This is a genomic window from Pseudoxanthomonas broegbernensis, from assembly GCF_014202435.1.
Taxonomy (GTDB): Bacteria; Pseudomonadota; Gammaproteobacteria; order Xanthomonadales; family Xanthomonadaceae; genus Pseudoxanthomonas; species Pseudoxanthomonas broegbernensis.
This window is the reverse complement of the sequence record NZ_JACHGU010000001.1, coordinates 15,487-35,156: the sequence shown is the minus strand read 5'-3', so window position 1 is coordinate 35,156 and position 19,670 is coordinate 15,487. Positions and strand designations below refer to the sequence as shown.

The following is a 19,670-nucleotide window of genomic DNA, read 5'->3' as shown; positions in this document are numbered from 1 at the left end:
GGAGCGCCGCGATGAAATATTTCTCGCTCGTATGGGCGCAGCTCTTCCGCAGCAAGACGCGGACGCTGCTGACCCTGCTGTCGGTGGTCACCGCGTTCCTGCTGTTCGGCATGCTCGACTCGGTGCGGGTGGCGTTCAACTCCGGCGGCAGCGTGGACGGCGCCAACCGCCTGGTCACCACCTCGCGCCTGTCCATCACCCAGAGCCTGCCGGTGCGCCTGGAGCAGCAGATCCGCACCGTGGCCGGGGTCCGCGACGTGACCTACGCGATGTGGTTCGGCGGCATCTACCAGGACCCGAAGAACTTCTTCCCCAGCTTCTCGGTGGCGCCCAACTACTTCGACGTCTATTCCAACCTGCAGTTACCGCCGGAGCAGCTCAAGGCGTTCCAGGACACCCGCACCGGCGCGGTGGTCGGCGAGACCCTGGCCAACGAGTTCGGCTGGAAGATCGGCGACACCATCCCGCTGCAGGCCACCATCTTCCCGCGCCAGGGCAGCAACGACTGGCCGCTGGAGCTGGTGGGCGTCTTCCGCTCCAGGGACCGCGCCGCGGCCAGCGGCGAGGAGCGCCAGTTGATGATGAACTGGAAATACTTCGACGAGTCCAACGACTACATCAAGGGCCAGGTGAGCTGGTACACGGTGACCGTGGACAACCCCGACCACGCCTCGCGCGTGGCCCAGGCCGTCGACGCGCTGTCGGCCAACTCCGACGGCGAGACCAAGACCCAGACCGAGTCGGCGTTCCAGCAGGCCTTCGCCAAGCAGTTCGCCGACATCGGCCTGATCGTCACCTCGATCATGGGCGCGGTGTTCTTCACCCTGCTGCTGCTGACCGGCAACACCATGGCCCAGGCCGTGCGCGAGCGCATCCCGGAGCTGGCCGTGCTCAAGACCCTGGGCTTCCGCGACGGGCTGGTGCTGTGGCTGGTGCTGGTGGAGTCGGTGCTGCTGGTGGGCCTGGGCGGCGTGCTGGGCCTGGGGCTGGCGCGGGCGATCCTGCCGGGGCTGGCGAGCAGGGCACAGGGCATGCTGCCGGCCACCATCCCGCTGCAGACCTGGGCCCTGGGCCTGGCGCTGATCGTGCTGATCGGCCTGGTGGTGGGCGTGCTGCCGGCACTGCGCGCCAAGCGGCTGAAGATCGTCGATGCGCTGGCCGGGCGCTGAGCGCACAACGGAGACGGACATGAACAAGCAATGGCTTTTGAACGTCGTCACGGTCCTGGCGCTGGTCGCCGGCCTGGTCCTGTGGGTGGCCCTGCCGTGGTGGGGCGTGCTCGCGGTGGCCGGCGCGCTGGCCCTGTGGCTGCTGCTGGCCCGCGGCGGGCGGCTGGCGCTGGCCGCCACCCGCATCGGCATCGCCAGCCTGCCGCAGCGCTGGGGCGCCTCGTCGGTCATCATCGTGGGCATCGCCGGCGTGGTCGGCGTGCTGGTGGCGATGCTGTCGATGGGCCGCGGCTTCCAGTCCACGGTGTCGGGCACCGGCGACGAGGCCACCGCCATCGTCCTGCGCGGCGGCTCGCAGGCGGAGACCAACTCGGTGATCATGCGCGACCAGGTGCCGCTGATCTCCAGCCTGCCGGGCATCGCCCGCGACGCGGAGGGCCGGCCGATCGCCTCGCCGGAACTTTCGCAGGTGGTGAGCCTGGTATCGCGCGACGACGGCAGCGACGTCAACGTGCAGTTCCGCGGCGTCGGCGAGCACGCCTGGGCGGTGCACGACAAGGTCAGGATCGTCGAAGGCCGCAAGTTCGGCACCGGCCTGCGCGAGATCGTGGTCGGCCAGGGCGCGCGCAAGCAGTTCCGCGACCTGGACGTGGGCGCCACGCTGACCCTGGGCAACCAGCAATGGGCGGTGGTGGGCGTGTTCGCCTCCGGCGACGTCCACGACTCGGAGCTGTGGACCGACGCGCAGACCCTGTCCGCCACCTACGACCGCGGCGCCTGGCAGTCGGTCAGCGTGCGCACCGAGGGCGCGGCCGGCTTCGAGCAGTTCAAGTCGGCGATGGCCGCCGACCCCCGGCTCAAGCTCGACGTGGAAACCACCAAGGCGTACTACGCCAAGCAGAGCGGCCAGCTCAACCAGTTGCTGACCATCCTGGGCACGGTGATCGGCGCGATCATGGCGGTGGGCGCGGTGTTCGGCGCGCTCAACACCATGTATGCGGCGGTGGCCGGGCGCGCGCGCGAGATCGCGACGATGCGCGCCATCGGCTTCCGCGGCCTGCCGGTGGTGATGGCGGTGATGCTGGAGACGATGCTGCTGGCGCTGGCCGGCGGCGTGCTCGGCGGGCTGCTGGCCTGGCTGGTGTTCAACGGCTACAGCGCCTCGACCATGGGCAGCAACTTCAGCGCGGTGGTGTTCAAGTTCAGCGTGACGCCCGACCTGCTGTGGAGCGGCCTGAAGTGGGCGCTGGGCATCGGCCTGGTCGGCGGCCTGTTCCCCGCGCTGCGCGCGGCGCGGCTGCCGATCACCGCCGCGCTGCGCGAGGTCTGAGCGCAGCGCGGAAGCGGCCGCAACGCTGCATCCGTGCATCCGCAGGAGCCGGCCATGGCCGGCGACATGGCGCGGGAGCCACGGAAGCGTCGGCGGTGCGGCATGGCGCGCGCCAGCCTGCTCGGCTCCTGCAGAAAGAGAGAGATTGCGGTCCATCGCCGCCTTCCTGCAGGAGCCGACTTCGGTCGGCGCCCGCAAGACCGTCCGTGGCGCCGCCTTCGCCCGCTTTCCGCTTTCGCCCCGCCGGTCTTCTTTGCCTACGCCACCGGCGCCTTGCGCCGGCTGCGCCACACCCCTTCGCCCGCATAGAGCGCCAGCCCCAGCCAGATCGCGCCGAAGCCCAGCGCACGGGTGGCGTCGAACGGCTCGCGGAAGAACCACACCCCCAGCAGCAACTGCAGCGTCGGCGCGATGTACTGCAGCAGCCCGACCACGCTCAGCGGGATCCGCCGCACGCCGTAGGCGAAGCCGATCAGCGGCACCGCCGTGACCACCCCGCCGAACACCAGCAGCAGGTCGATGCCCAGGCTCCACTGCCCGGAAAAACCGCCGCCGTGGCCCGCCTCGGCCCACAGCACGTAGGCCAGCGACGGCAGCAGCAGGTACAGGCTCTCCAGCCCCAGCCCGGCCACCGGGTCCACCGCCACCAGCTTGCGCACCAGCCCGTACAGCCCGAACGAGCCGGCCAGCCCCAGCGCGATCCACGGCGGCGAACCGGCGCTCCAGGTCAGCCAGGCCACGCCCGCCGCCGCGCAGGACACCGCGATCCACTGCAGCCGGCGCAGCCGCTCGTGCAGCACCAGCACGCCCAGCACCACGTTGACCAGCGGATTGATGAAGTAGCCCAGGCTGGTCTCGACCACGTGGCCGGCGTTCACCGCCCAGATGTACAGGCCCCAGTTGAACGCGATCAGCACCCCGCTCAGCGCCAGCGCGGCCAGCGCGCGCGGCTGCGCGGCGATCAGCCGCAGCCATTGCCCGCCGTGGCGCAGCAGCAGCCAGCCGACCACCAGCAGCGCGCTCCAGATCACCCGGTGGGCCATGATCTGCAGCGCCGGCACCGTCTTGAGCAGGTGCCAGTACACCGGCACCACGCCCCACAGGACGAAGGTGCCCGCGGTGACCGCCAGCCCGCGCCGGTCGATGCCCTGTGCCGGCGCCGCGCTCATCGGCGCATCACCCGGGCCAGGGTGATGATGACCACGCCGGCCAGGATCACCGCCATCGCGCCCAGGTCGTGCGCGGTGAAGCGCTCGCCGGCCAGCCACGCGCCCAGGGCCACGGCGATGGCCGGGTTGACGTAGGCGTAGCTGCTGACCAGGGCCGGGCGCACGCGCTGCAGCAGCCATACGTAGGTGCTGAAAGCCACGACCGAGCCGAACACCGCCAGGTAGGCCAGTGCCAGCGTGCCGTGCACGGTCGGCGCGACCGCCAGGCTCTCGCCGCGCAAAAGGCCGGCGGCCAGCAGCATCGCCCCGCCGCACAGCATCTGCCCGGCCGCGGCCATGAACGGCGACGGCAGGTCGCGCCCGCGCGACCACACCGAGCCGAACGCCCAGCCCACCGGTGCGATCAGCAGTAGCACCAGGCCGGCGGGACTGGCGCTGAGGCTGGCGCCGGCGTTGAGCCAGAGCACGCCGGCGAAACCGATGCCGATGCCCAGCCACTCGGTGCGGCTGGGCCGCAGCCCGAACATCGCGCCGAACAGTCCCATCCACAACGGCACCGACGCCACCGCCACCGCGGCCAGGCCCGAGGACACGCTCTGCTCGGCCAGCACCACGCAGCCGTTGCCCAGCAGCAGCAACAGCAGGCCCAGCGCCGCCAGGTTCCTCCATTGCGCGCGGGTCGGCGCGGCCACGCCGCGCCAGCGCAGGAACGCGTACATCGCGCCGCCGGCCACCAGGAAGCGCGCGCCGGAGACCGCGGTCAACGGCGGCCAGCCGCCCTCCAGGGCGAAACGGATGCCCAGGTAGGTCGATCCCCAGACCACGTAGACGATGGCCAGGGCGACGACGACGGCCAGGCCGGCGGCGTGGGCCGGGGCCTGTGCGGGAGCATGCATGGGCGTGGGGGGGGCGGGGGGATGCGAGGACGGATTCTAGTCCAGCGCCGGGCCCGTGGAATGTGCCATCGGTAGCGTCTTGCGGCCCGCCGGCACGAAACAGCGTTGCAGTGGCGCGGCCGCCGCCGTCGCTGGCTGAAGCCCGCGCAACGGCCACCGGCGCGCGCCTTGTCGGCCCCGGGCGGCGGGCGCATATTCGGCCCAAGCGATATTGGAGACACCGCCATGAAACGCCTGCCAATCACCGCCCTGTTGCTGGTCCTGTCGGCGAGCCTGCCCGCCCTGGCCGCCACCCCCCGGGTCACCGATCCGGACCTGCCGCGCGCCCTGCCCCAGGAAGGCCCGGTCAGCGTGTCCTGGACCGACCCGGCGCAGTTCTCCGAGCTGCGCTTCAGCGGCAACCGCTGGGAAGCGGACCGCGGGGACTGGGTCAACCAGTTGGCCGAGTACCTGCAGGACCGCGCCAGCAAGCGCCTGCCCGACGGCCAGCGGATGGACGTGACCATCACCGATATCCAGCGCGCCGGCCGCTACGAGCCGTGGCGCGGCATCCAGATGGACTCCGTGCGGATCCTGCGCGACACCTACCCGCCGCGCATGACCGTGAACGTGCGCATCACCGACGCCGACGGCCAGGTGCTGGAAGAGGGCGAGCGCAAGCTCTACGACACCAACTACCTGATGAACGGCTCGGTCGGCAACACCGATCCGCTGCGCCACGAGAAGCGGATGATCGACGACTGGCTGCGCCGCGAACTGCCCGCCCCGCCGCGCGCATAGGCGCGGGCGCGGGCGGCGCCTCGCCGCCGCGCGGCAGGTTCCGGCCCGGGCGTGCCGTTCGCCCGGCCGGTTGCAGGTGGACGGCACGCCAGATGGGTGGCCGCCGGAGCGACTTCGCATCGGCGGCCACGCGGTTCCCGCGATCGGGCGTTTTTTTCAGAATTCCGGCGCCAGCGCCCGCTCGATGTCCTCGCGGCGGGCGTTGGTGTAGTTCTTCGGCACCTCGGCCAGCAGCCGGGCGCGCACCTCCTCGTGCAGCAGCGGGCGGATTTGGCCCAGGGTCTGCGGGTCGGCCGCCAGCACCAGGTGGCGGAAGCGCCCGCCCAGCGCCTCCTGGTTGAGGCGCTGCGCCAACTGGCGCGCGAAGGAGGCTTCCTCGGCCTCCCGCAGCGGGGTGTCGGCCGGCAGCACCGTCGGCATCACGCCTTCGGCCGGGTCCAGCACCAGCGATTCCTCCTGGTGCAGGCGGACCTGCCCGGTCTCGCTGCCGAGGTTGCGGAACAGCCGCGCCGACGCGCCGTCGGCGACCAGTACCCAAGCTTCGCGCGGGATCCTGCGCATGGCACCTCCCAATGGTTGAGGGATCGGCCGCGAGCCTACGCGGCGGCGTGTTAGCGCGCCGCGCAGGCGAAGTCACCATTGCGTCGGCGCGGGTGTCGCCCTGGGCCGGCCACCGCGGGCCATCGCCCGTGCACTCCCCTTACCGCCCGTGTGGCCGCCTCTTCCCGTGCCTTGCGGCATCATGGGTCCCGTTCGTCCCTCCCGAAGGCCCGCCATGACCCGTTTCGACCTCACCCCGCCCGAGGATGCCCAGCGCCAGGCCCTGGCCGGGGCGCTGTCGCCGGAGGAACGCCGCGTGCTCCTGCAGCACGGCACCGAGGCGCCGTTCTGCGGCGCGTTCCTGGACAACAAGCGCGAGGGCGCCTACGTGTGCCGCCTGTGCGGCCTGCCGCTGTTCCGCTCCTCGGCCAAGTTCGACTCCGGCACCGGCTGGCCCAGCTTCTTCGCCCCCTACGACGACGCGCACGTGGCCCGCATCCGCGACACCAGCCACGGCATGATCCGCACCGAGGTCGTGTGCGCGCGCTGCGGCAGCCACCTGGGCCACGTCTTCCCCGACGGCCCGCCGCCGACCGGCGAGCGGCACTGCCTGAACTCGGTCTCGCTGGGCTTCGTCGGCGCGGGCGAACCGCTGCCCGACCCGCTCGGCCGCGGCGGCGCCGAGGCCGGGCCGCCCTGACCCGCGCCGGGCCGCATGCGCTCAGCGCGGCGGCGGCGGGTCCCGCACCATGCCGCCGATGCGTTCCCACACCCGCGCGAACACCTCGCCCGCCTCCCCGGCGGTCAACGGGCTGGCGGCCACGTCCGAGCGCTGCAGGAACAGGCCCAGCGCCTCGTCGCGGCCGGCGCGGGGATGGTTGAGGTATACGTCGTAGGCCGCGCACAGCACCGGCCAGTAGCGGGCGAAGCTGCGCATGGCCCTGGCCCGCGGCAGTCCGGGGTAGCGCGGCTTCCAGTGCTCGCGCTCGCGGTCGATGTCGATCAACAGCGCCGGGCGCGCCGGTGTGCGCTTGTCGTGCATGGTGTCGTTCGTTCCTGCCGGCCGCCGGCGTCCACGCCGAGGCGCGGATGCCGCCCCCTGCATGCGCAGCATCCCAGCCTGGCCGTCGCACGCGGGTGAAGCCGGGCGCCGCGGGCGCGACGGCCATGCGCGGCGAGGAAGCGCCGGCGCGAACCCGCCGCCGCTCAGCCCAGCGCCATCCCCGCCGCGTGGCCGGAGGCCCAGGCCCACTGGAAGTTGTAGCCGCCCAGCCAGCCGGTCACGTCCAGCACCTCGCCGATGAAGTACAGGCCGGGCACGGAGCGCGACTGCATCGTGGCAGACGCCACGCCGTCGGTATCCACCCCGCCCAGGGTCACCTCGGCGGTGCGGTAGCCTTCGGTGCCGCTGGCCACCAGTGGCCAGTCGGCCAGCAGCGCGGCGGCCTGGCGCAGTTGCGGCGGGTCGTACCGGCGCATCGGCCGGTTCGGCAGCCAGACCTCGCACAGGCGCTGGGCGAAACGGCGCGGCAGCGCCTCGGCCAGCACCGTCTTCAGTTCCGCGTCGGGGCGCTGCTTCTGCTGCGCGCGCAGCCAGTCGTGCGCGTCGCGGCCGGGCAGCAGGTCCAGGCGCAGTTCGTCGCCCGCCTGCCAGTGGGAGGAAATCTGCAGGATCGCCGGGCCGCTGACCCCGCGATGGGTGAACAGCAGCGCCTCGCGGAAACCGTGCCCGTTGCAGCGCGCCTCCACTTCCAGCGACACGCCGGACAGGTCGGCCAGGCGCTCCTGGTGCTTGCCGCTGAGGGTCAGCGGCACCAGGCCGGCGCGGGTGGGCAGCAGTGCATGGCCGAAGCGGCGCGCAAGCTCGTAGCCGAAGCCGCTGGCGCCCAGGCTGGGGATCGACAGCCCGCCGCTGGCCACCACCAGCGCCGGCGCGGCGAACGCGCCCTGCGCGGTATGCAGGCGGAAGCGGCCGTCGTCGGCATGCTCCACCCGCTCGATCGCGCAATGGGTGCGCACCTGCGCCCCGGCCGCGGCGCACTCGTCCAGCAGCATCCGCACGATCAGCTTGGAGGACTCGTCGCAGAACAGTTGCCCCGGCGTCTTCTCGTGCCAGGCGATGCGGTGCCGGTCCACCAGTTCGATGAAGTGCCAGGGCGTGTAGCGCGCCAGCGCCGACTTGCAGAAGTGCGGGTTGGCCGACAGGTAGTTGCCCGGCCCGGCGCCGGTGTGGGTGAAGTTGCAGCGCCCGCCGCCGGACATGAGGATCTTCTTGCCGACCTTGTTGGCATGCTCGACCACCAGCACGCGCAGCCCGCGGCCGGCGGCGGTGAGCGCGCACATCAGCCCGGCGGCGCCGGCACCGACCACCAGGACATCGTAATCGGCCGCCACGCCCTAGGCTCAGGCCGCGCGCGGGGCCATGCGCACGGCCGGTTGCAGCAGCACCTCGGCGCCGGCCTCGTCCAGCAGCCGCACCTCGCCGTCCTCGATCACCACGGTCAGGCGCAGGCCGCGCGCATAGCACGCCGCCAGCGCCTGCACCTGCGCGGCGGGCAGGTCGAGCACGGTCAGGTTGCCGTGCCGCGCGAGCGCGCGGCCGTGCTTGTCCCACCACAGGTCCGCGGCGCGGCCGCCGTAGTTGAGCACCACCACCTGCGCGGCGCGGCCGCAGGCCTTGCGGATGCGCGACTCGTCCGGCTGGCCCAGCTCGATCCAGCACTGCACCTGGCCGGTGTAGTCGCGCAGCCACAGGTCCGGCTCCTCGTCGTTGCTCAGGCCGCGGCCGAACTCCAGCCGTTCGTCGGCATGCAGGGCGAAGGCCAGCAGCCGCACCATCAGCCGCTCGTCGGTCTCGGACGGATGCTGGGCCAGGGTGAGCGGATAGGTCCCGTAGTGATGGCGGTCCAGGTCGCTGAGCTGCAGCTCGGCCCGGACCACGGTGGCCTTCAGCGCCATGGGATGTCCTGTTGCGGCCCGTGGCGGCGCGGCGCGGGCGCGGCGGCGGGCACGGGCAAAAGGGGGGAAGGCATGATACGCGCGCCACGCGCCTTCCATGCGCGCAGGCCGTATCCTTGGCGCCTGTGCGCCGGCGGTTCCGGCGATGGACGACGCGACACGATGACCGACACGCCTCCCGACCGGCTCGCCCTGGACCCCCGCAGCCCCTTCCACGATGCCGCCGCGATCGACCGTGGCGTGGGCGTGCGCTTCAACGGAGTGGAGCGCGACAACGTCGAGGAATACTCGGTCGGCGAGGGCTGGATCCGGGTGCAGGTCGGCCGTTCGCGCGACCGCCGCGGCAACCCGATGACGATCAAGGTCAAGGGCAAGGTCGAGCCGTACTTCCACGACCCGGCCTGAAGCCGGGCCCGTGCCGGCCGGTACCGGCGAAAGGCGCGCGCACCGCCGGCGATGCGCAGCGCAGGCACGGCAGGACTGCGGCAGGAATGCCGGAACGGGCCGCGCTCAGCGGCGGCAGTCGGCCAGTTCCCGCTGCGCGTACCACAGCGCGCGCCGCGCCTGGTCATAGGCGCCGTTGGCGGTGCTCGGCAACTGGTGTTCGGCCCGGATCGGGTCGGCGCCATGGGCGAAGGCGTATTCGGCGCGCTGCAGTTCGTCCAGGTACTGCCGCACCGGCGCCATCAGCCGCCCCAGGCGCTGCGGGTCGCAGCCGGCATGCGTGCGCTCCAGTTCGCCCACCTGCGCGCGGATGCGGCGGCTGGCCTCGCCGTCCAGGCCCGGCGCGGGCTCGTAGCTGATGGGCGCGGCGCGCCAGGCGTCGCCGGTGGCCTCGCTGCCCAGGTCGGAGGGACGCTCGTGGCGGGCCGGGTTGTAGCGCACCTGCGGCGCGGGCCGTGCCCGGGCCGGCTGCACGTCCTTGCCGAACATCCATTCGGCCACGCGCCGGTACCCACGCGCGATCTGCTGCTCGGCCACGTCCGCCACGTCGCCGTCGCTGATCCAGTCGTCCTCGAAGCGGGTGCCGCGGTAGTCGACCGGATTCGGCGGCCGCAGCGGATCGCGCGTGGCCGGCACGGCCGGGGCCGCCACGGTGTCGGCGGGCAGGCGCACGCGGCCTTCCTCGTCGTACAGGGCCATGCCCGGGGCGGCGGCGGTAGGCGCCGCATCCGTCCGCGGCGGCGGGCCACTCGCGGCGGGAAGCCCCGGGGCGGACATGGCGGACATGGCGGACGGGGCGGACGGCGGCGGCGCCTTCGCGCCGGATGGCCGTTCCGCGCCGGCGGCCAAGGGCGCCACGGCCACGGTGCGCGGCACGAAACGCATCTGGATGCGCGTTTCCTGCGCCGTCGCCGGCGCCGGGGCCGGCACCAGGCTCAGCAGGCGGCCGGCCAGGGCCAGCAACGCCAGGGTCGCGGCGGCCGCGGCCAGCCGCGGCAGGACCTCGTCGTCGCGGGACATCGGGTTCGAGCGGCGGCGGGGCGGGAAGGCGAAGGGCACGCCAGCCTGACCGTGCGCGGCCATCGCCGGTTCCCGCGGCGGCGGCGGCAGCGGCAGGTCCTTCACCTGGCGTTCGAGTGGCGCCGATGGCCGGACGCCGCCGTTCCGGTGCGTTCGCCATGCGGCTCCCGGCCATGCACGCATGCCGCGCGCGCATGCCCTGGCCGCAAGCCCGGGGCGATGCGCCGCCCGCGAGGGTGCGCCCGTCGCGGCCGGAGGTCCCGGGCCGGCCGCGCGTCACGCGGCCGGCTGGCGATCATCCGGCGGTCATGTCGACCACGTCGAACCCGGCCACCGGGTCGACCTCGGCGTCGTAGTCCACGTCGTCGCGCTCGAAGCCGAACAGCTTCAGGAAATCGCGCTTGTAGCTGGCGTAGTCGGTCAGCTCGAACAGGTTCTCGCTGGTCACCGCCGGCCACAGGTCGCGGCAGGCCTGCTGCACGTCGTCGCGCAGCTCGCGGTCGTCCAGGCGCAGGCGGCCGGAGTCGTCCTGCGGCGGCGGCGCAGCCGTGTACAGGTGTTCGCGGAAGGTGCGGTCCAGTTGCTCGATGGTGCCTTCGTGCAGGCCCTTTTCCTTCATGATCCGGTAGACGATGGCGATGTACAGCGGCATCACCGGGATCGCGGCGCTGGCCTGGGTCACCACCGACTTGAGCACCGCCACGTTGGCCTGGCCGCCGCCCGGCTTGAGCCGGGCGTCGATGGCGTGGGCGGCGCGGTCCAGGTCTTCCTTGGCCTTGCCCAGCGCGCCGTGCCAGTAGATCGGCCAGGTGATCTCGGTGCCGATGTAGCTGAAGGCCACGGTCTTGGCGTCGGCGGCGAGCACGCCGGCCTTGTCCAGGGCGTCGATCCACAGTTCCCAGTCCTGCCCGCCCATCACCGTCACCGTGTCGGCGATCTCCTGTTCGGTGGCCGGCTCGACCGTGGCCTGGATGATCTGGTCGCGGTTGGTGTCCACGGCGGTGGCGACGTACGGTTGGCCGATGGGCTTGAGCGCCGAGCGTTTGAGTTCGCCGGTATCGGGCAGGCGGCGCACCGGGGAGGCCAGCGAGTAAACCACCAGGTCGATCGGGCCGCCCATCTCGCGGGCCAGTTCGATGGCCTTGGCCCGTACCTCGTCGGAGAAGGCGTCGCCGTTGATCGAGCGGCTCCACAGGCCGGCTTCCTTGGCCTGGCGGTCGAAGGCGGCGGAGTTGTACCAGCCAGGGTTGCCCGGCTTCTTGTCGGTGCCGGGCTTTTCGAAGAACACGCCCAGGGTGGCGGCGCCGAAGCCGAAGGCGGCGGTGATGCGGGCGGCCAGGCCATAGCCAGTGGAGGCGCCGATCACCAGCACGCGCCTGGGGCCGTCGCTGCGCACGCCGTGCGCCTGCACGTGGCGGATCTGGTCCCGCACGTTCTTCGCGCAGCCCTCGGGGTGGGCGGTGGTGCAGATGAAGCCTCGGACTTTGGGATGGATGACCACGCGGCACTCTCTCGTGAAGCGGAACGGGGATGCGGCGCGACGGCGCCGTCGGGTGGGCACAGTCTAAGTGGTCCGGTGCGAGGATGGCCCTGCACGGGCGTATGGGGCCGCGCGGTGTCGCGCCTCGGCGCTGGCGCGAAGCGCCGGGGGGTGCGAGGGCGCGGCGATGCAAGGCGAAGCGGGGCAAGACACGGCGAGCCGGCCTGCCCCGTCCCGGGAGATCGTCCCCGGGGCGTTGCGCAATCGGTTGCAGCGATGCTCAGGGAGCGACCGGGCAGACCTGTCGACGGCGCGCGCGGGTGCGCGCGGCCCACAGGTACAAGCCGATGCCGGCCACCGCGGTGGCCGCGCCGACCACGCCGGTGGAGGTCCAGCCGAGCCCGGCGCTGATGGCCATGCCGCCCAGCCAGGGGCCCAGTGCGTTGGCAGCGTTGAAGGCGGCGTGGTGCGAGGCGGCGGCCAGGGTCTGGGCGCCGTCGGCCACGTCCATCAGGTGCGACTGCAGGATCGGCCCCAGCGCGCCCATCGAGCCGATGCACACGGTGGCCAGCAGCAGGCTCCACGGTGCGTGCGCGGCCAGCGGGAACAGCAACAGCATCACCGTGGCCCAGGCCAGCACCACCGGCACGGCGCGGAACTTCAGCCGGTCGAACAGCCAGCCGCCGACCATGTTGCCGATCACCCCGCCCAGGCCGAAGCCGGCCAGGCCCAGCGGGATCCACGCCGGGGCCACCCCGGTGACCTGGACCATGGTCGGAGCCAGGTAGCTGAAGACGCAGAACATGCCGGCAAAGCCGATGGCGCCGATCAGCAGCGCCTGCCACACCGGCAGCCGGTTGAAGGCGCGCAGTTCGTCCAGCGCCCGCTCGCGCGGGCCGTCCACCATCCGGGGCAGGCACAGGGCGGTCAGGGCCACGGTGACCAGGGAGATCACCGACACCGCGGCGAAGGCCCAGCGCCAGCTCACCATCTGCCCCATCCAGGTGGCCAGCGGGGTGCCGACCAGGATCGCCAGGGTCAGGCCCAGCATCACCAGGCTCACCGCCCGGCCGCGCTGGTGCGGCGGGCTGATCGACACCGCGGTCAGCGCCGCCACGCCGAAGTAGGCGCCGTGCGGCAGGCCGGCGATGAAGCGGAACAGCAGCAGGCTGTGGTAGTCCGGCCCGAGCGCGCTGGCCAGGTTGCCGGCGGCGTAGAACGACATCAGCGCCAGCAGCAGGGCCTTGCGCGACAGCGTGCCGCCGAGGATCGCCAGCAGCGGCGCGCCGACCACCACGCCCAGGGCGTAGGCGCTGATCAGGTGGCCGACCTGCGGCTCGCTCACGCCCAGCTCGGCCACCATGTTCGGCATCAGCCCCATGCCGGCGAACTCGCTGGTGCCGATGGCGAAGCCGCCCAGGGTCAGGGCGGTGAGGATCAGGGCGTGGCGGCCACGGCCGATCGCGGGGACGGGGACGGGCGGGGCGGCGGCGGGCAGGGGCGCGGAGGACATGCGCGCCATTATGCTGCAGCGCAGCAACCGCGGAAAGCATCGGCGGGGCGAACGCTGCCGTCCATTCATGCAACGATCGCGCGGCGGAGCGAGCGGGCGGCCATGCCACACTGGCGCCCCCCTTCCGCAGGGCGCCGCGCCCCGGCCCGTGAACTACCTCGCGCACCTGTACCTGGCCCGCCAGAGCCACCCCGCCATGCTCGGCGCGCTGCTGGGCGACTTCGTGTTCGGCCGCATCGCGCTGGAGGACTACGCCCCGCAGGTGCGCCGCGAGATCGTGATCCACCGCCGGGTGGACCGCTACACCGACACCCATCCGCGGGTGTCCGCGGCGCGGGCGCTGTTCCCCGAGGGCCGGCGCCGCTATGCCGGCATCGTCCTGGACGTGTACTACGACCACTGCCTGGCCCGGGCGTGGAGCCGCCACAGCGACCAGCCGCTGGACGCGTTCACCGCGCCGTTCTACGCCTACCTGCTGCAGCGCCTGGACGCGCTGCCCGAGCGCCTGCGCCGGATCGCGCCGCTGATGGCCGCGCACGACTGGCTGGGCGGCTACCGCGAGCGCGGCAACGTCGACCGCGCGGTGGCCCGCATCGCCGGCCGCCTGTCGCGCAACGGCGAGCGCCTGGTGGACGGCCTGCACGACCTGCGCCGCCACGAGGCCGAGATCGCCGCCGGCTTCGAGGCCTTCTTCCCGCAGTTGCAGGCTTACGTCGAACAGGTGCGCGGCGCGTTGGCGCTGCCGCCGGGCGATGGCGATGTCGGGGACGTCCTGGCCGGCCGGTAAGGGGTTCAGGCCGGCCTTGCTGGCTGCGAATACGGTCGCCGACCGAAGCCGTCGGCTACAGCGCCGAACGCGGACCGACGTCGACGGTCCGGCGGTTTTCGCGCGCGCCGCTGCCGTGGGTGCTGCGCTGCGGAAGGAATCCCGGTGCCGTCGATGTTAGCGTTCACATGAATCCTAGGGAGGAGCCCCCCGCAATGACCCATCGCAACCGTCCCCCCGCGCCGATGCATCGCCGCGTCCTCGCCGCCGCCATCCTGGCGATCGCCGCCGCACCGGCGCTGGCCGCCGACGCGGGGCTGAAGCTCAACGCGCAGGAGTACTTCAGCCGGCCGGGGCTGGACGTGCTGGTGTTCAACAACTACTACGACGGCCTGTTCAGCGACTCCAAGCACGCCGGCGTGGAACTGATCCACCACGGCGTGCGCACCGCCACTAACGGCGACGTGCGCCTGAGCCCCACGCCCGAGCAGTGGGACCCGGTGGCGCTGATGGTGGACCGCAAGGTGGATGCGAAGACCGGCACGGTCACCACCCGCCTGGGCTATCCCAACGAGAAGTTCGAGTACGACATCCGGGTGACGCCGCAGGACGGCGGCGTGCGCATGCAGGTCGTGCTCGACAAGCCGCTGCCCAAGTCGCTGCAGGGCCGGGCCGGCTTCAACATGGAGTTCCTGCCCTCGGCCTACTTCGGCAAGTCGTGGACCATGGACGCGCGCGACGGCCAGTTCCCGCTGTATCCCACCGGCCCCAGCGGACGCGCCGCCGACGGCGCGACGGTGCGCCTGCCCATCGTCACCGGCAAGCGCCTGACCCTGGCGCCCGAGGACCCGCAGCGCCGCGTCACCATCCAGGCCCATACCGGGGAGCTGGGGCTGTACGACGGCCGCAACCAGGCGCAGAACGGCTGGTACGTGGTGCGCACCCTGCTGCCGGCCGGCAAGAGCGGCACGGTGATGGAGTGGACCCTGTCCGGCAACACCGTGCCCGGCTGGACCCGGCCCACGGTCATCGGCCATTCGCAGGTGGGCTACCACCCGGCCCAGCGCAAGGTCGCGGTGCTGGAGAACGACCGCAACGCGCCGGCGCCGGGCAGCGCGCGCCTGCTGCGCATCGACGCCGACGGCAGCGAGCACGAGGCGCTGGCCGCCGACACCGCGCGCTGGGGCCAATACCTGCGCTACGACTACTACACCTTCGACTTCTCCGGCGTGCGCACGCCGGGCCTGTACGTGATCGAGGCCGCCGGGCAGCGCACCCATGCCTTCCGCATCGCGCAGGATGTCTACGCCACCGCCTGGCACCCCACGCTGGACGTGTTCATGCCGGTGCAGATGGACCACATGTTCGTCAACGAGGCCTACCGCGTCTGGCACGGCCGCTCGCACATGGACGACGCCCGCCAGGTGGCGCCCAACAAGGAGCACTTCGACCTCTACGGCCAGGGCCCGGACCTGGATTCGCCGTTCCAGCCGGGCGAGCACATCCCCGGGCTGGACATCGGCGGCTGGTTCGACGCCGGCGACTTCGACCTGCGCACCCAGACCCACTACGCCACGGTGATGTCGCTGGTGGACACCTGGGAGCAGTTCCGCCCCACCCGCGACGAGACCACCATCGACCAGAAGAAGAAGCACGTGGAGATCCACGTGCCCGACGGCGTGCCCGACATGCTGCAGCAGATCGAGCACGGCACCTTGATGCTGATCGCCCAGCACCGCGTGTTCGGCCATGCCATCCCCGGCATCGTCGAGCCCGACCTGGGCCAGTACACCCACCTGGGCGACGCGGTGACCAAGACCGACGGCAAGGTGGACGACCCCAGCGACCCGGACTCGCCCAACGACGACCGCCTGGCCTTCACCACCAACACCACCGCGCTCAACTACGGCTCGGCCGCCGCCCTGGCCGCCGCCAGCCGCGCCCTGCGCGGCTACAACGACGCGCTGGCCGAGGAATGCCTGGCCACGGCCAAGCGGGTGTGGGAGTTCGAGCATTCGCGCGAGCCCAACCTGTTCCAGGTCGGCAACACCACCGGCGGCAACCCGGAGGACGAGGAACTGCGCGCGGCGGTGCAACTGCTGTTGACCACCGATGACGCCGGGTACGCCGCCCGCATCGGCGAGCTGTGGCCGGCCATCGACGCCCGCTTCCCGTTCAACGCGCCCTACGCGCTGGCGGCGATGCCGAAGATGGACGCGGCCTTCGGCGCGAAGCTGCGCGCGCGCGCGGAGGCGTTCAAGGCCGAGCGCGCGGCCATGGTGTCCGAGAACCCGTACGGGGTGCTCATCACCCGCGGCGGCTGGGCCGGCAACGGCGCGGTGGTGGGCATGGCCGCCGCCAACTACCGCCTGCACAAGGCGTTCCCGGACCTGTTCGGCATCGAGGACACGCTGCAGGGCCTGAACTACCTGTACGGCACCCACCCCGACTCCAACATCTCCTTCGTCTCGGCCGTGGGCGCCAAGTCCAAGCAGGTGGCCTACGGCAACAACCGCGCCGACTTCAGCTTCATCGCCGGCGGCGTGGTGCCGGGGGTGCTGGTGCTCAAGCCGGACTTCCCGGAGAACAAGGAGGACTGGCCGTTCCTGTGGGGCCAGAACGAGTACGTGATCAACCTCGGCGCCAGCTACATCTACCTGGTGCACGCGGCGCAGGACCTGCTGCGCCAGTAGCGGCGGGCGGCGCGCCTCGGCCGGAACCCTGTTCCGGCCCCGGGTGCGCCAGGCCGCGCGCATCGCCGCGCGGGCGTCGCATGCGACGCCCGCGCCATGCGGCAAGCCTCCGGCGGGTCACCGCCCGGTGCCACCCTCGTCCCGCCGGCGCTGGAACACCACCCGCTCGGGCCGGTGCAGCAGGAAGCCCTGCCCGTAGTCCACCTCCAGCCCGCGCAGCACCCCCAGGGTGCGCTCGTCGCTGACCCACTCGGCCACCACCTTCAAGCCGCGCTGGTGGCCGATCTGCGCCACCGCGTTGACGATGACCCGGCTCATCGGGTCGCTGCCCAGGTCGCGGACGAAGCTGCCGTCGATCTTGATCATGTCCACCGGCAGGTTTTTCAGGTAGCCGAACGAGGACATGCCGGCGCCGAAGTCGTCCAGCGCGATCCGGCACCCGGCCGTGCGCAGCCGCTCGATCACCCGCACCACCTTGAGCAGGCTGCGCACCGCCACCGTCTCGGTGATCTCCAGGCACAGCCGCTGCGCCGGCACGGCGAACTCGTCCATGGTGGCGAGGATGAACTCGGCCAGGTCCTCGTCCTCGATGCTGGCGCCGGAGAGGTTGATCGCGCAGGTGCGCAGCCGGTCGCCCTGCGGGTGCAGCCCGCCGAAATGGGCCAGCGCGGTGCGGATCACCCAGCGGTCCAGCGCGGGCATCAGCCCGTAGCGCTCGGCGGCGGGCAGGAACGCGCCCGGCAGCACGGTCTCGCCGTTTTCCTCGCGCAGGCGCAGCAACAGCTCGATGTGCAGGCCGTCGTCCGAGGCCGGGTCCAGCGGCAGCACCTCCTGGTAGTCCAGCAGCAGGCGGTCCTGCTCCAGCGCCAGGCGCAGGCGGTTGACCCATTCCATCTCGCTGTGGCGGCGCGTGGTGTCGGCGTCCTCGCGGTAGGCCCACACCCGGTTGCGGCCCTCCTCCTTGGCCTGGTAGCAGGCGCTGTCGGCCCAGGCCAGCAGGTCCTTCAGGGTGCAGCCCTGGCGGTCGGCCAGGACCACGCCGATGCTGGCGCTGACCGTGTAGGCGCGTTCCTGCCACACGAACGCCACGCCCTCGATGCAGCGGCGCATGTACTCGGCCAGCGCCATGGCCTGCTCCTCGTCCACGCCGAAGGCCAGCAGGCCGAACTCGTCCCCGCCCAGCCGCGCCAGCAGGTCGCCCTCGCGCAGCTCGCGGTGCATCGCGTGCACCAGTTGCACCAGCAGTTGGTCGCCGGCCATGTGCCCGGCGACGTCGTTGATCAGCTTGAACTGGTCCAGGTCGATGTACAGCAGCGCGAACGGCGCCGAACGCTCCCGGCCCGCCGCCAGCGCCTGCTGCAGGCGGCGCTCGAACTCGCGGCGGTTGGGCAGCTCGGTCAGCCCGTCGTGCGCGGCCTGGTAGCGCAGCCGCTCGGTCAGTTCGCGCTGCTCGCTGGTGTCGTTGGCCACCATCAGCAGGCAGGGTGCGCCCTCCACCTCGATCCGGGCGAGCGAGGCGCTGGCCCAGAAGCGGCGGCCGCCGCCGACGATCACCGCCTCCCGGCTGGCCCAGCCGCCGCCGCGGGCGGCCTCCTCCAGGGCCGTCGACCCCATCTCCGGATCGGCGAACAGCGAGGCCAGCGGCGCGCCGGCCACCTCGCCCAGGCGCTGGCGCGCGGCCTGGTTGGCATAGGCGATGCGGCCATCGCGGCCGTCGGCCAGCAGCACCAGCGCCGGCAGCAGTTCGTTGAGCACGCGGAAGCGCGCCTCGCTCTCGCCGAAGCGCGCGCTCATGCGCCGGCCCAGTTCCAGCGCCCGGCGCTGGATGGTCGACTGCGACCACAGCAGCAGCGACAGCAGGATGCTGATCGCGCTGCCGGCCAGGACGATGAGGTACAGCCGGCCGGTCTCCACCCTGGCCGAGCGCGGCCACATGCGCAGCTCCCAGCGGCGCCCGCCGAACTCGATCCGGCGCATCTGGATCTGCGCGCCGGCATCGGGCACCGGCGCGGACGCGAACACCGCCTCGTGCCCGGGCGCGGCACCCAGGTCGCGGATGTCCACGTGCATGGATTCCAGGGTCCGCCCCTCCAGCGCCTTGCGCACCATCGGCTCCAGCCGCAGGCTGATCGCCAGCGCGCCGATCTCGCGCGCGCGGCGCGTGGCCACCGTGACCGGCGCCGGCCCGCGCGAGTACACCGGCACGCGCAACGTGATCCCCAGCGCCTGGCCGCCGCCGGCTTCCCGGAACTGGAGCAGGTCGAACGGCGCCGAGGCGAGCGGCCAGTCGGCATCGCGCGAGGCCTCCAGCGCGGCCAGGTTCTCCGGCTGCCCGGCGATGTCGAAGTCGACCAGCGACTCGTTGCCCTGCAGCGGCGCGACGAACGCGTAGCGATAGGACGGCCGCTCCGCCGCCGGGTCTTGCTGGCGGCGCGCGAACGCGGTGACCACGTAGCCGGGCAACCGGTCGCGCACGCGCAGGTTGTCGTGGTAGTAGGCGAACAGCGCCTGGTCCATCCGGTCGTTGGACAGGAACACGGTCTGCATCGCGCGCAGCGCCAGCGCCGCGGTGGCCAGCGGCTCGCGCAGGCGCCCCGGCACCGCATCGGCCAGCGAGCGGTGCATCGCGGCGGCGCGCTCGTGCATGTCGACCCACTCGCGCCGGGCCAGTTCGCCGGTAAGCAGCAGCCCCGCCAGCAGCACCAGCAGCGCCCATACCGGCGAGGCCAGCGCCGGCGCATGCGGCACGGCGGCGTCCATGGCTTCCGGCAAGGCTGGCGGCGTTTCCTGCGCTGGCATGAAGGCTTCCCGGCGGAGACGAGCGGCCCCGCGCCGGGCGCGGCGCCCACGCGGGAAACGCACTGGATCGGCTGGCCGCGGGCGCTTGGAGCCCGTTCGCCCAGAACGACTAT

Annotated in this window: 17 protein-coding genes; 7 read left to right on the top strand and 10 right to left on the bottom strand. The window is 72.6% G+C overall.

The window, feature by feature from the left end; genetic code table 11:
• Positions 1-11 precede the first annotated feature (11 nt).
• Both HNR76_RS00150 and HNR76_RS00145 read left to right on the top strand, forming a co-directional pair.
• A complete protein-coding gene (locus HNR76_RS00150) occupies positions 12-1,169 on the top strand; it encodes an ABC transporter permease (protein ID WP_162310850.1) in 1,158 nt (385 codons plus the stop codon).
• 19 nt (positions 1,170-1,188) lie between these two features.
• Positions 1,189-2,499, top strand: a complete 1,311-nt coding sequence (locus tag HNR76_RS00145; protein WP_162310851.1) for an ABC transporter permease — start codon at positions 1,189-1,191, stop codon at positions 2,497-2,499.
• A 257-nt stretch (positions 2,500-2,756) separates the two neighbouring features.
• Here HNR76_RS00145 and rarD read toward each other — a convergent pair whose 3' ends face one another.
• Complete coding sequence (gene rarD / locus HNR76_RS00140; RefSeq protein ID WP_162310852.1) at positions 2,757-3,668, bottom strand: EamA family transporter RarD; 912 nt, start codon at positions 3,666-3,668, stop codon at positions 2,757-2,759.
• Positions 3,665-4,564, bottom strand: coding sequence for a drug/metabolite exporter YedA (gene yedA, locus HNR76_RS00135; RefSeq protein ID WP_162310853.1), 900 nt, complete (start codon positions 4,562-4,564; stop codon positions 3,665-3,667). The genes rarD and yedA overlap by 4 nt, the downstream gene beginning before the upstream one ends.
• A gap of 225 nt (positions 4,565-4,789) precedes the next feature.
• Between yedA and HNR76_RS00130 the strand changes: the two genes are divergently transcribed.
• Positions 4,790-5,344 carry a DUF3016 domain-containing protein gene (locus tag HNR76_RS00130; protein WP_162310854.1) on the top strand — a complete coding sequence of 185 codons (555 nt, stop codon included), beginning with the start codon at positions 4,790-4,792 and terminating at the stop codon, positions 5,342-5,344.
• Positions 5,345-5,500: 156 nt separating this feature from the next.
• On the opposite strand, the gene HNR76_RS00125 is transcribed toward HNR76_RS00130, so the two are convergent.
• Positions 5,501-5,905, bottom strand: coding sequence for a baeRF12 domain-containing protein (locus HNR76_RS00125; RefSeq protein ID WP_162310855.1), 405 nt, complete (start codon positions 5,903-5,905; stop codon positions 5,501-5,503).
• Positions 5,906-6,119: 214 nt separating this feature from the next.
• Between HNR76_RS00125 and msrB the strand changes: the two genes are divergently transcribed.
• Positions 6,120-6,584 carry a peptide-methionine (R)-S-oxide reductase MsrB gene (msrB, locus tag HNR76_RS00120; protein ID WP_162310856.1) on the top strand — a complete coding sequence of 155 codons (465 nt, stop codon included), beginning with the start codon at positions 6,120-6,122 and terminating at the stop codon, positions 6,582-6,584.
• Between the two features lie 21 nt (positions 6,585-6,605).
• On the opposite strand, the gene HNR76_RS00115 is transcribed toward msrB, so the two are convergent.
• The 3 genes from HNR76_RS00115 to HNR76_RS00105 all read right to left on the bottom strand — a co-directional run bounded on the left by HNR76_RS00115 (position 6,606) and on the right by HNR76_RS00105 (position 8,842).
• Positions 6,606-6,926, bottom strand: coding sequence for a hypothetical protein (locus tag HNR76_RS00115; RefSeq protein WP_162310857.1), 321 nt, complete (start codon positions 6,924-6,926; stop codon positions 6,606-6,608).
• Positions 6,927-7,090: 164 nt separating this feature from the next.
• The gene (locus HNR76_RS00110) at positions 7,091-8,278 is read right to left on the bottom strand and encodes a BaiN/RdsA family NAD(P)/FAD-dependent oxidoreductase (RefSeq protein WP_162310858.1); all 1,188 of its coding nucleotides are present in this window, start codon (positions 8,276-8,278) and stop codon (positions 7,091-7,093) included.
• Positions 8,279-8,287: 9 nt separating this feature from the next.
• On the bottom strand, positions 8,288-8,842 hold the full coding sequence (locus tag HNR76_RS00105) for a YaeQ family protein (protein ID WP_162310859.1): 555 nt from the start codon (positions 8,840-8,842) through the stop codon (positions 8,288-8,290).
• Between the two features lie 162 nt (positions 8,843-9,004).
• On the opposite strand from HNR76_RS00105, the gene HNR76_RS00100 reads away from it, so the two are divergent.
• Entirely contained in the window at positions 9,005-9,247 is a 243-nt protein-coding gene (locus HNR76_RS00100; protein ID WP_162310860.1) for a DUF3297 family protein, read from the top strand.
• 105 nt (positions 9,248-9,352) lie between these two features.
• Here HNR76_RS00100 and HNR76_RS00095 read toward each other — a convergent pair whose 3' ends face one another.
• The 3 genes from HNR76_RS00095 to HNR76_RS00085 all read right to left on the bottom strand — a co-directional run bounded on the left by HNR76_RS00095 (position 9,353) and on the right by HNR76_RS00085 (position 13,299).
• Positions 9,353-10,306 (bottom strand): hypothetical protein, encoded by a 954-nt coding sequence (locus HNR76_RS00095; protein WP_162310861.1) that lies wholly within the window; start codon positions 10,304-10,306, stop codon positions 9,353-9,355.
• Positions 10,307-10,601: 295 nt separating this feature from the next.
• Positions 10,602-11,807 (bottom strand): enoyl-ACP reductase FabV, encoded by a 1,206-nt coding sequence (gene fabV, locus HNR76_RS00090; protein WP_162310862.1) that lies wholly within the window; start codon positions 11,805-11,807, stop codon positions 10,602-10,604.
• Positions 11,808-12,066: 259 nt separating this feature from the next.
• Positions 12,067-13,299 carry an MFS transporter gene (locus HNR76_RS00085; RefSeq protein WP_183982038.1) on the bottom strand — a complete coding sequence of 411 codons (1,233 nt, stop codon included), beginning with the start codon at positions 13,297-13,299 and terminating at the stop codon, positions 12,067-12,069.
• Positions 13,300-13,447: 148 nt separating this feature from the next.
• On the opposite strand from HNR76_RS00085, the gene HNR76_RS00080 reads away from it, so the two are divergent.
• On the top strand, positions 13,448-14,086 hold the full coding sequence (locus tag HNR76_RS00080) for an acyl carrier protein phosphodiesterase (protein WP_162312279.1): 639 nt from the start codon (positions 13,448-13,450) through the stop codon (positions 14,084-14,086).
• A 194-nt stretch (positions 14,087-14,280) separates the two neighbouring features.
• Positions 14,281-16,758, top strand: a complete 2,478-nt coding sequence (locus HNR76_RS00075; protein ID WP_162312280.1) for a glycoside hydrolase family 9 protein — start codon at positions 14,281-14,283, stop codon at positions 16,756-16,758.
• A gap of 117 nt (positions 16,759-16,875) precedes the next feature.
• Here the strand turns inward: HNR76_RS00075 and HNR76_RS00070 are convergent, their stop codons facing one another.
• Positions 16,876-19,530: a bifunctional diguanylate cyclase/phosphodiesterase gene (locus HNR76_RS00070; RefSeq protein ID WP_246428947.1), complete on the bottom strand. Its 2,655-nt coding sequence runs from the start codon at positions 19,528-19,530 to the stop codon at positions 16,876-16,878.
• Positions 19,531-19,670: the final 140 nt, after the last annotated feature.

Coding starts and splice junctions, on each gene's coding strand:
- rarD (WP_162310852.1), bottom strand. CDS start 3,668: ATGAGCGCGGCGCCGGCACAGGGCATCGACCGGCGCGGGCTGGCGGTC.
- HNR76_RS00095 (WP_162310861.1), bottom strand. CDS start 10,306: ATGTCCCGCGACGACGAGGTCCTGCCGCGGCTGGCCGCGGCCGCCGCG.
- HNR76_RS00125 (WP_162310855.1), bottom strand. CDS start 5,905: ATGCGCAGGATCCCGCGCGAAGCTTGGGTACTGGTCGCCGACGGCGCG.
- HNR76_RS00100 (WP_162310860.1), top strand. CDS start 9,005: ATGACCGACACGCCTCCCGACCGGCTCGCCCTGGACCCCCGCAGCCCC.
- HNR76_RS00130 (WP_162310854.1), top strand. CDS start 4,790: ATGAAACGCCTGCCAATCACCGCCCTGTTGCTGGTCCTGTCGGCGAGC.
- HNR76_RS00115 (WP_162310857.1), bottom strand. CDS start 6,926: ATGCACGACAAGCGCACACCGGCGCGCCCGGCGCTGTTGATCGACATC.
- HNR76_RS00085 (WP_183982038.1), bottom strand. CDS start 13,299: ATGTCCTCCGCGCCCCTGCCCGCCGCCGCCCCGCCCGTCCCCGTCCCC.
- HNR76_RS00075 (WP_162312280.1), top strand. CDS start 14,281: ATGACCCATCGCAACCGTCCCCCCGCGCCGATGCATCGCCGCGTCCTC.
- msrB (WP_162310856.1), top strand. CDS start 6,120: ATGACCCGTTTCGACCTCACCCCGCCCGAGGATGCCCAGCGCCAGGCC.
- HNR76_RS00150 (WP_162310850.1), top strand. CDS start 12: ATGAAATATTTCTCGCTCGTATGGGCGCAGCTCTTCCGCAGCAAGACG.
- yedA (WP_162310853.1), bottom strand. CDS start 4,564: ATGCATGCTCCCGCACAGGCCCCGGCCCACGCCGCCGGCCTGGCCGTC.
- HNR76_RS00105 (WP_162310859.1), bottom strand. CDS start 8,842: ATGGCGCTGAAGGCCACCGTGGTCCGGGCCGAGCTGCAGCTCAGCGAC.
- HNR76_RS00145 (WP_162310851.1), top strand. CDS start 1,189: ATGAACAAGCAATGGCTTTTGAACGTCGTCACGGTCCTGGCGCTGGTC.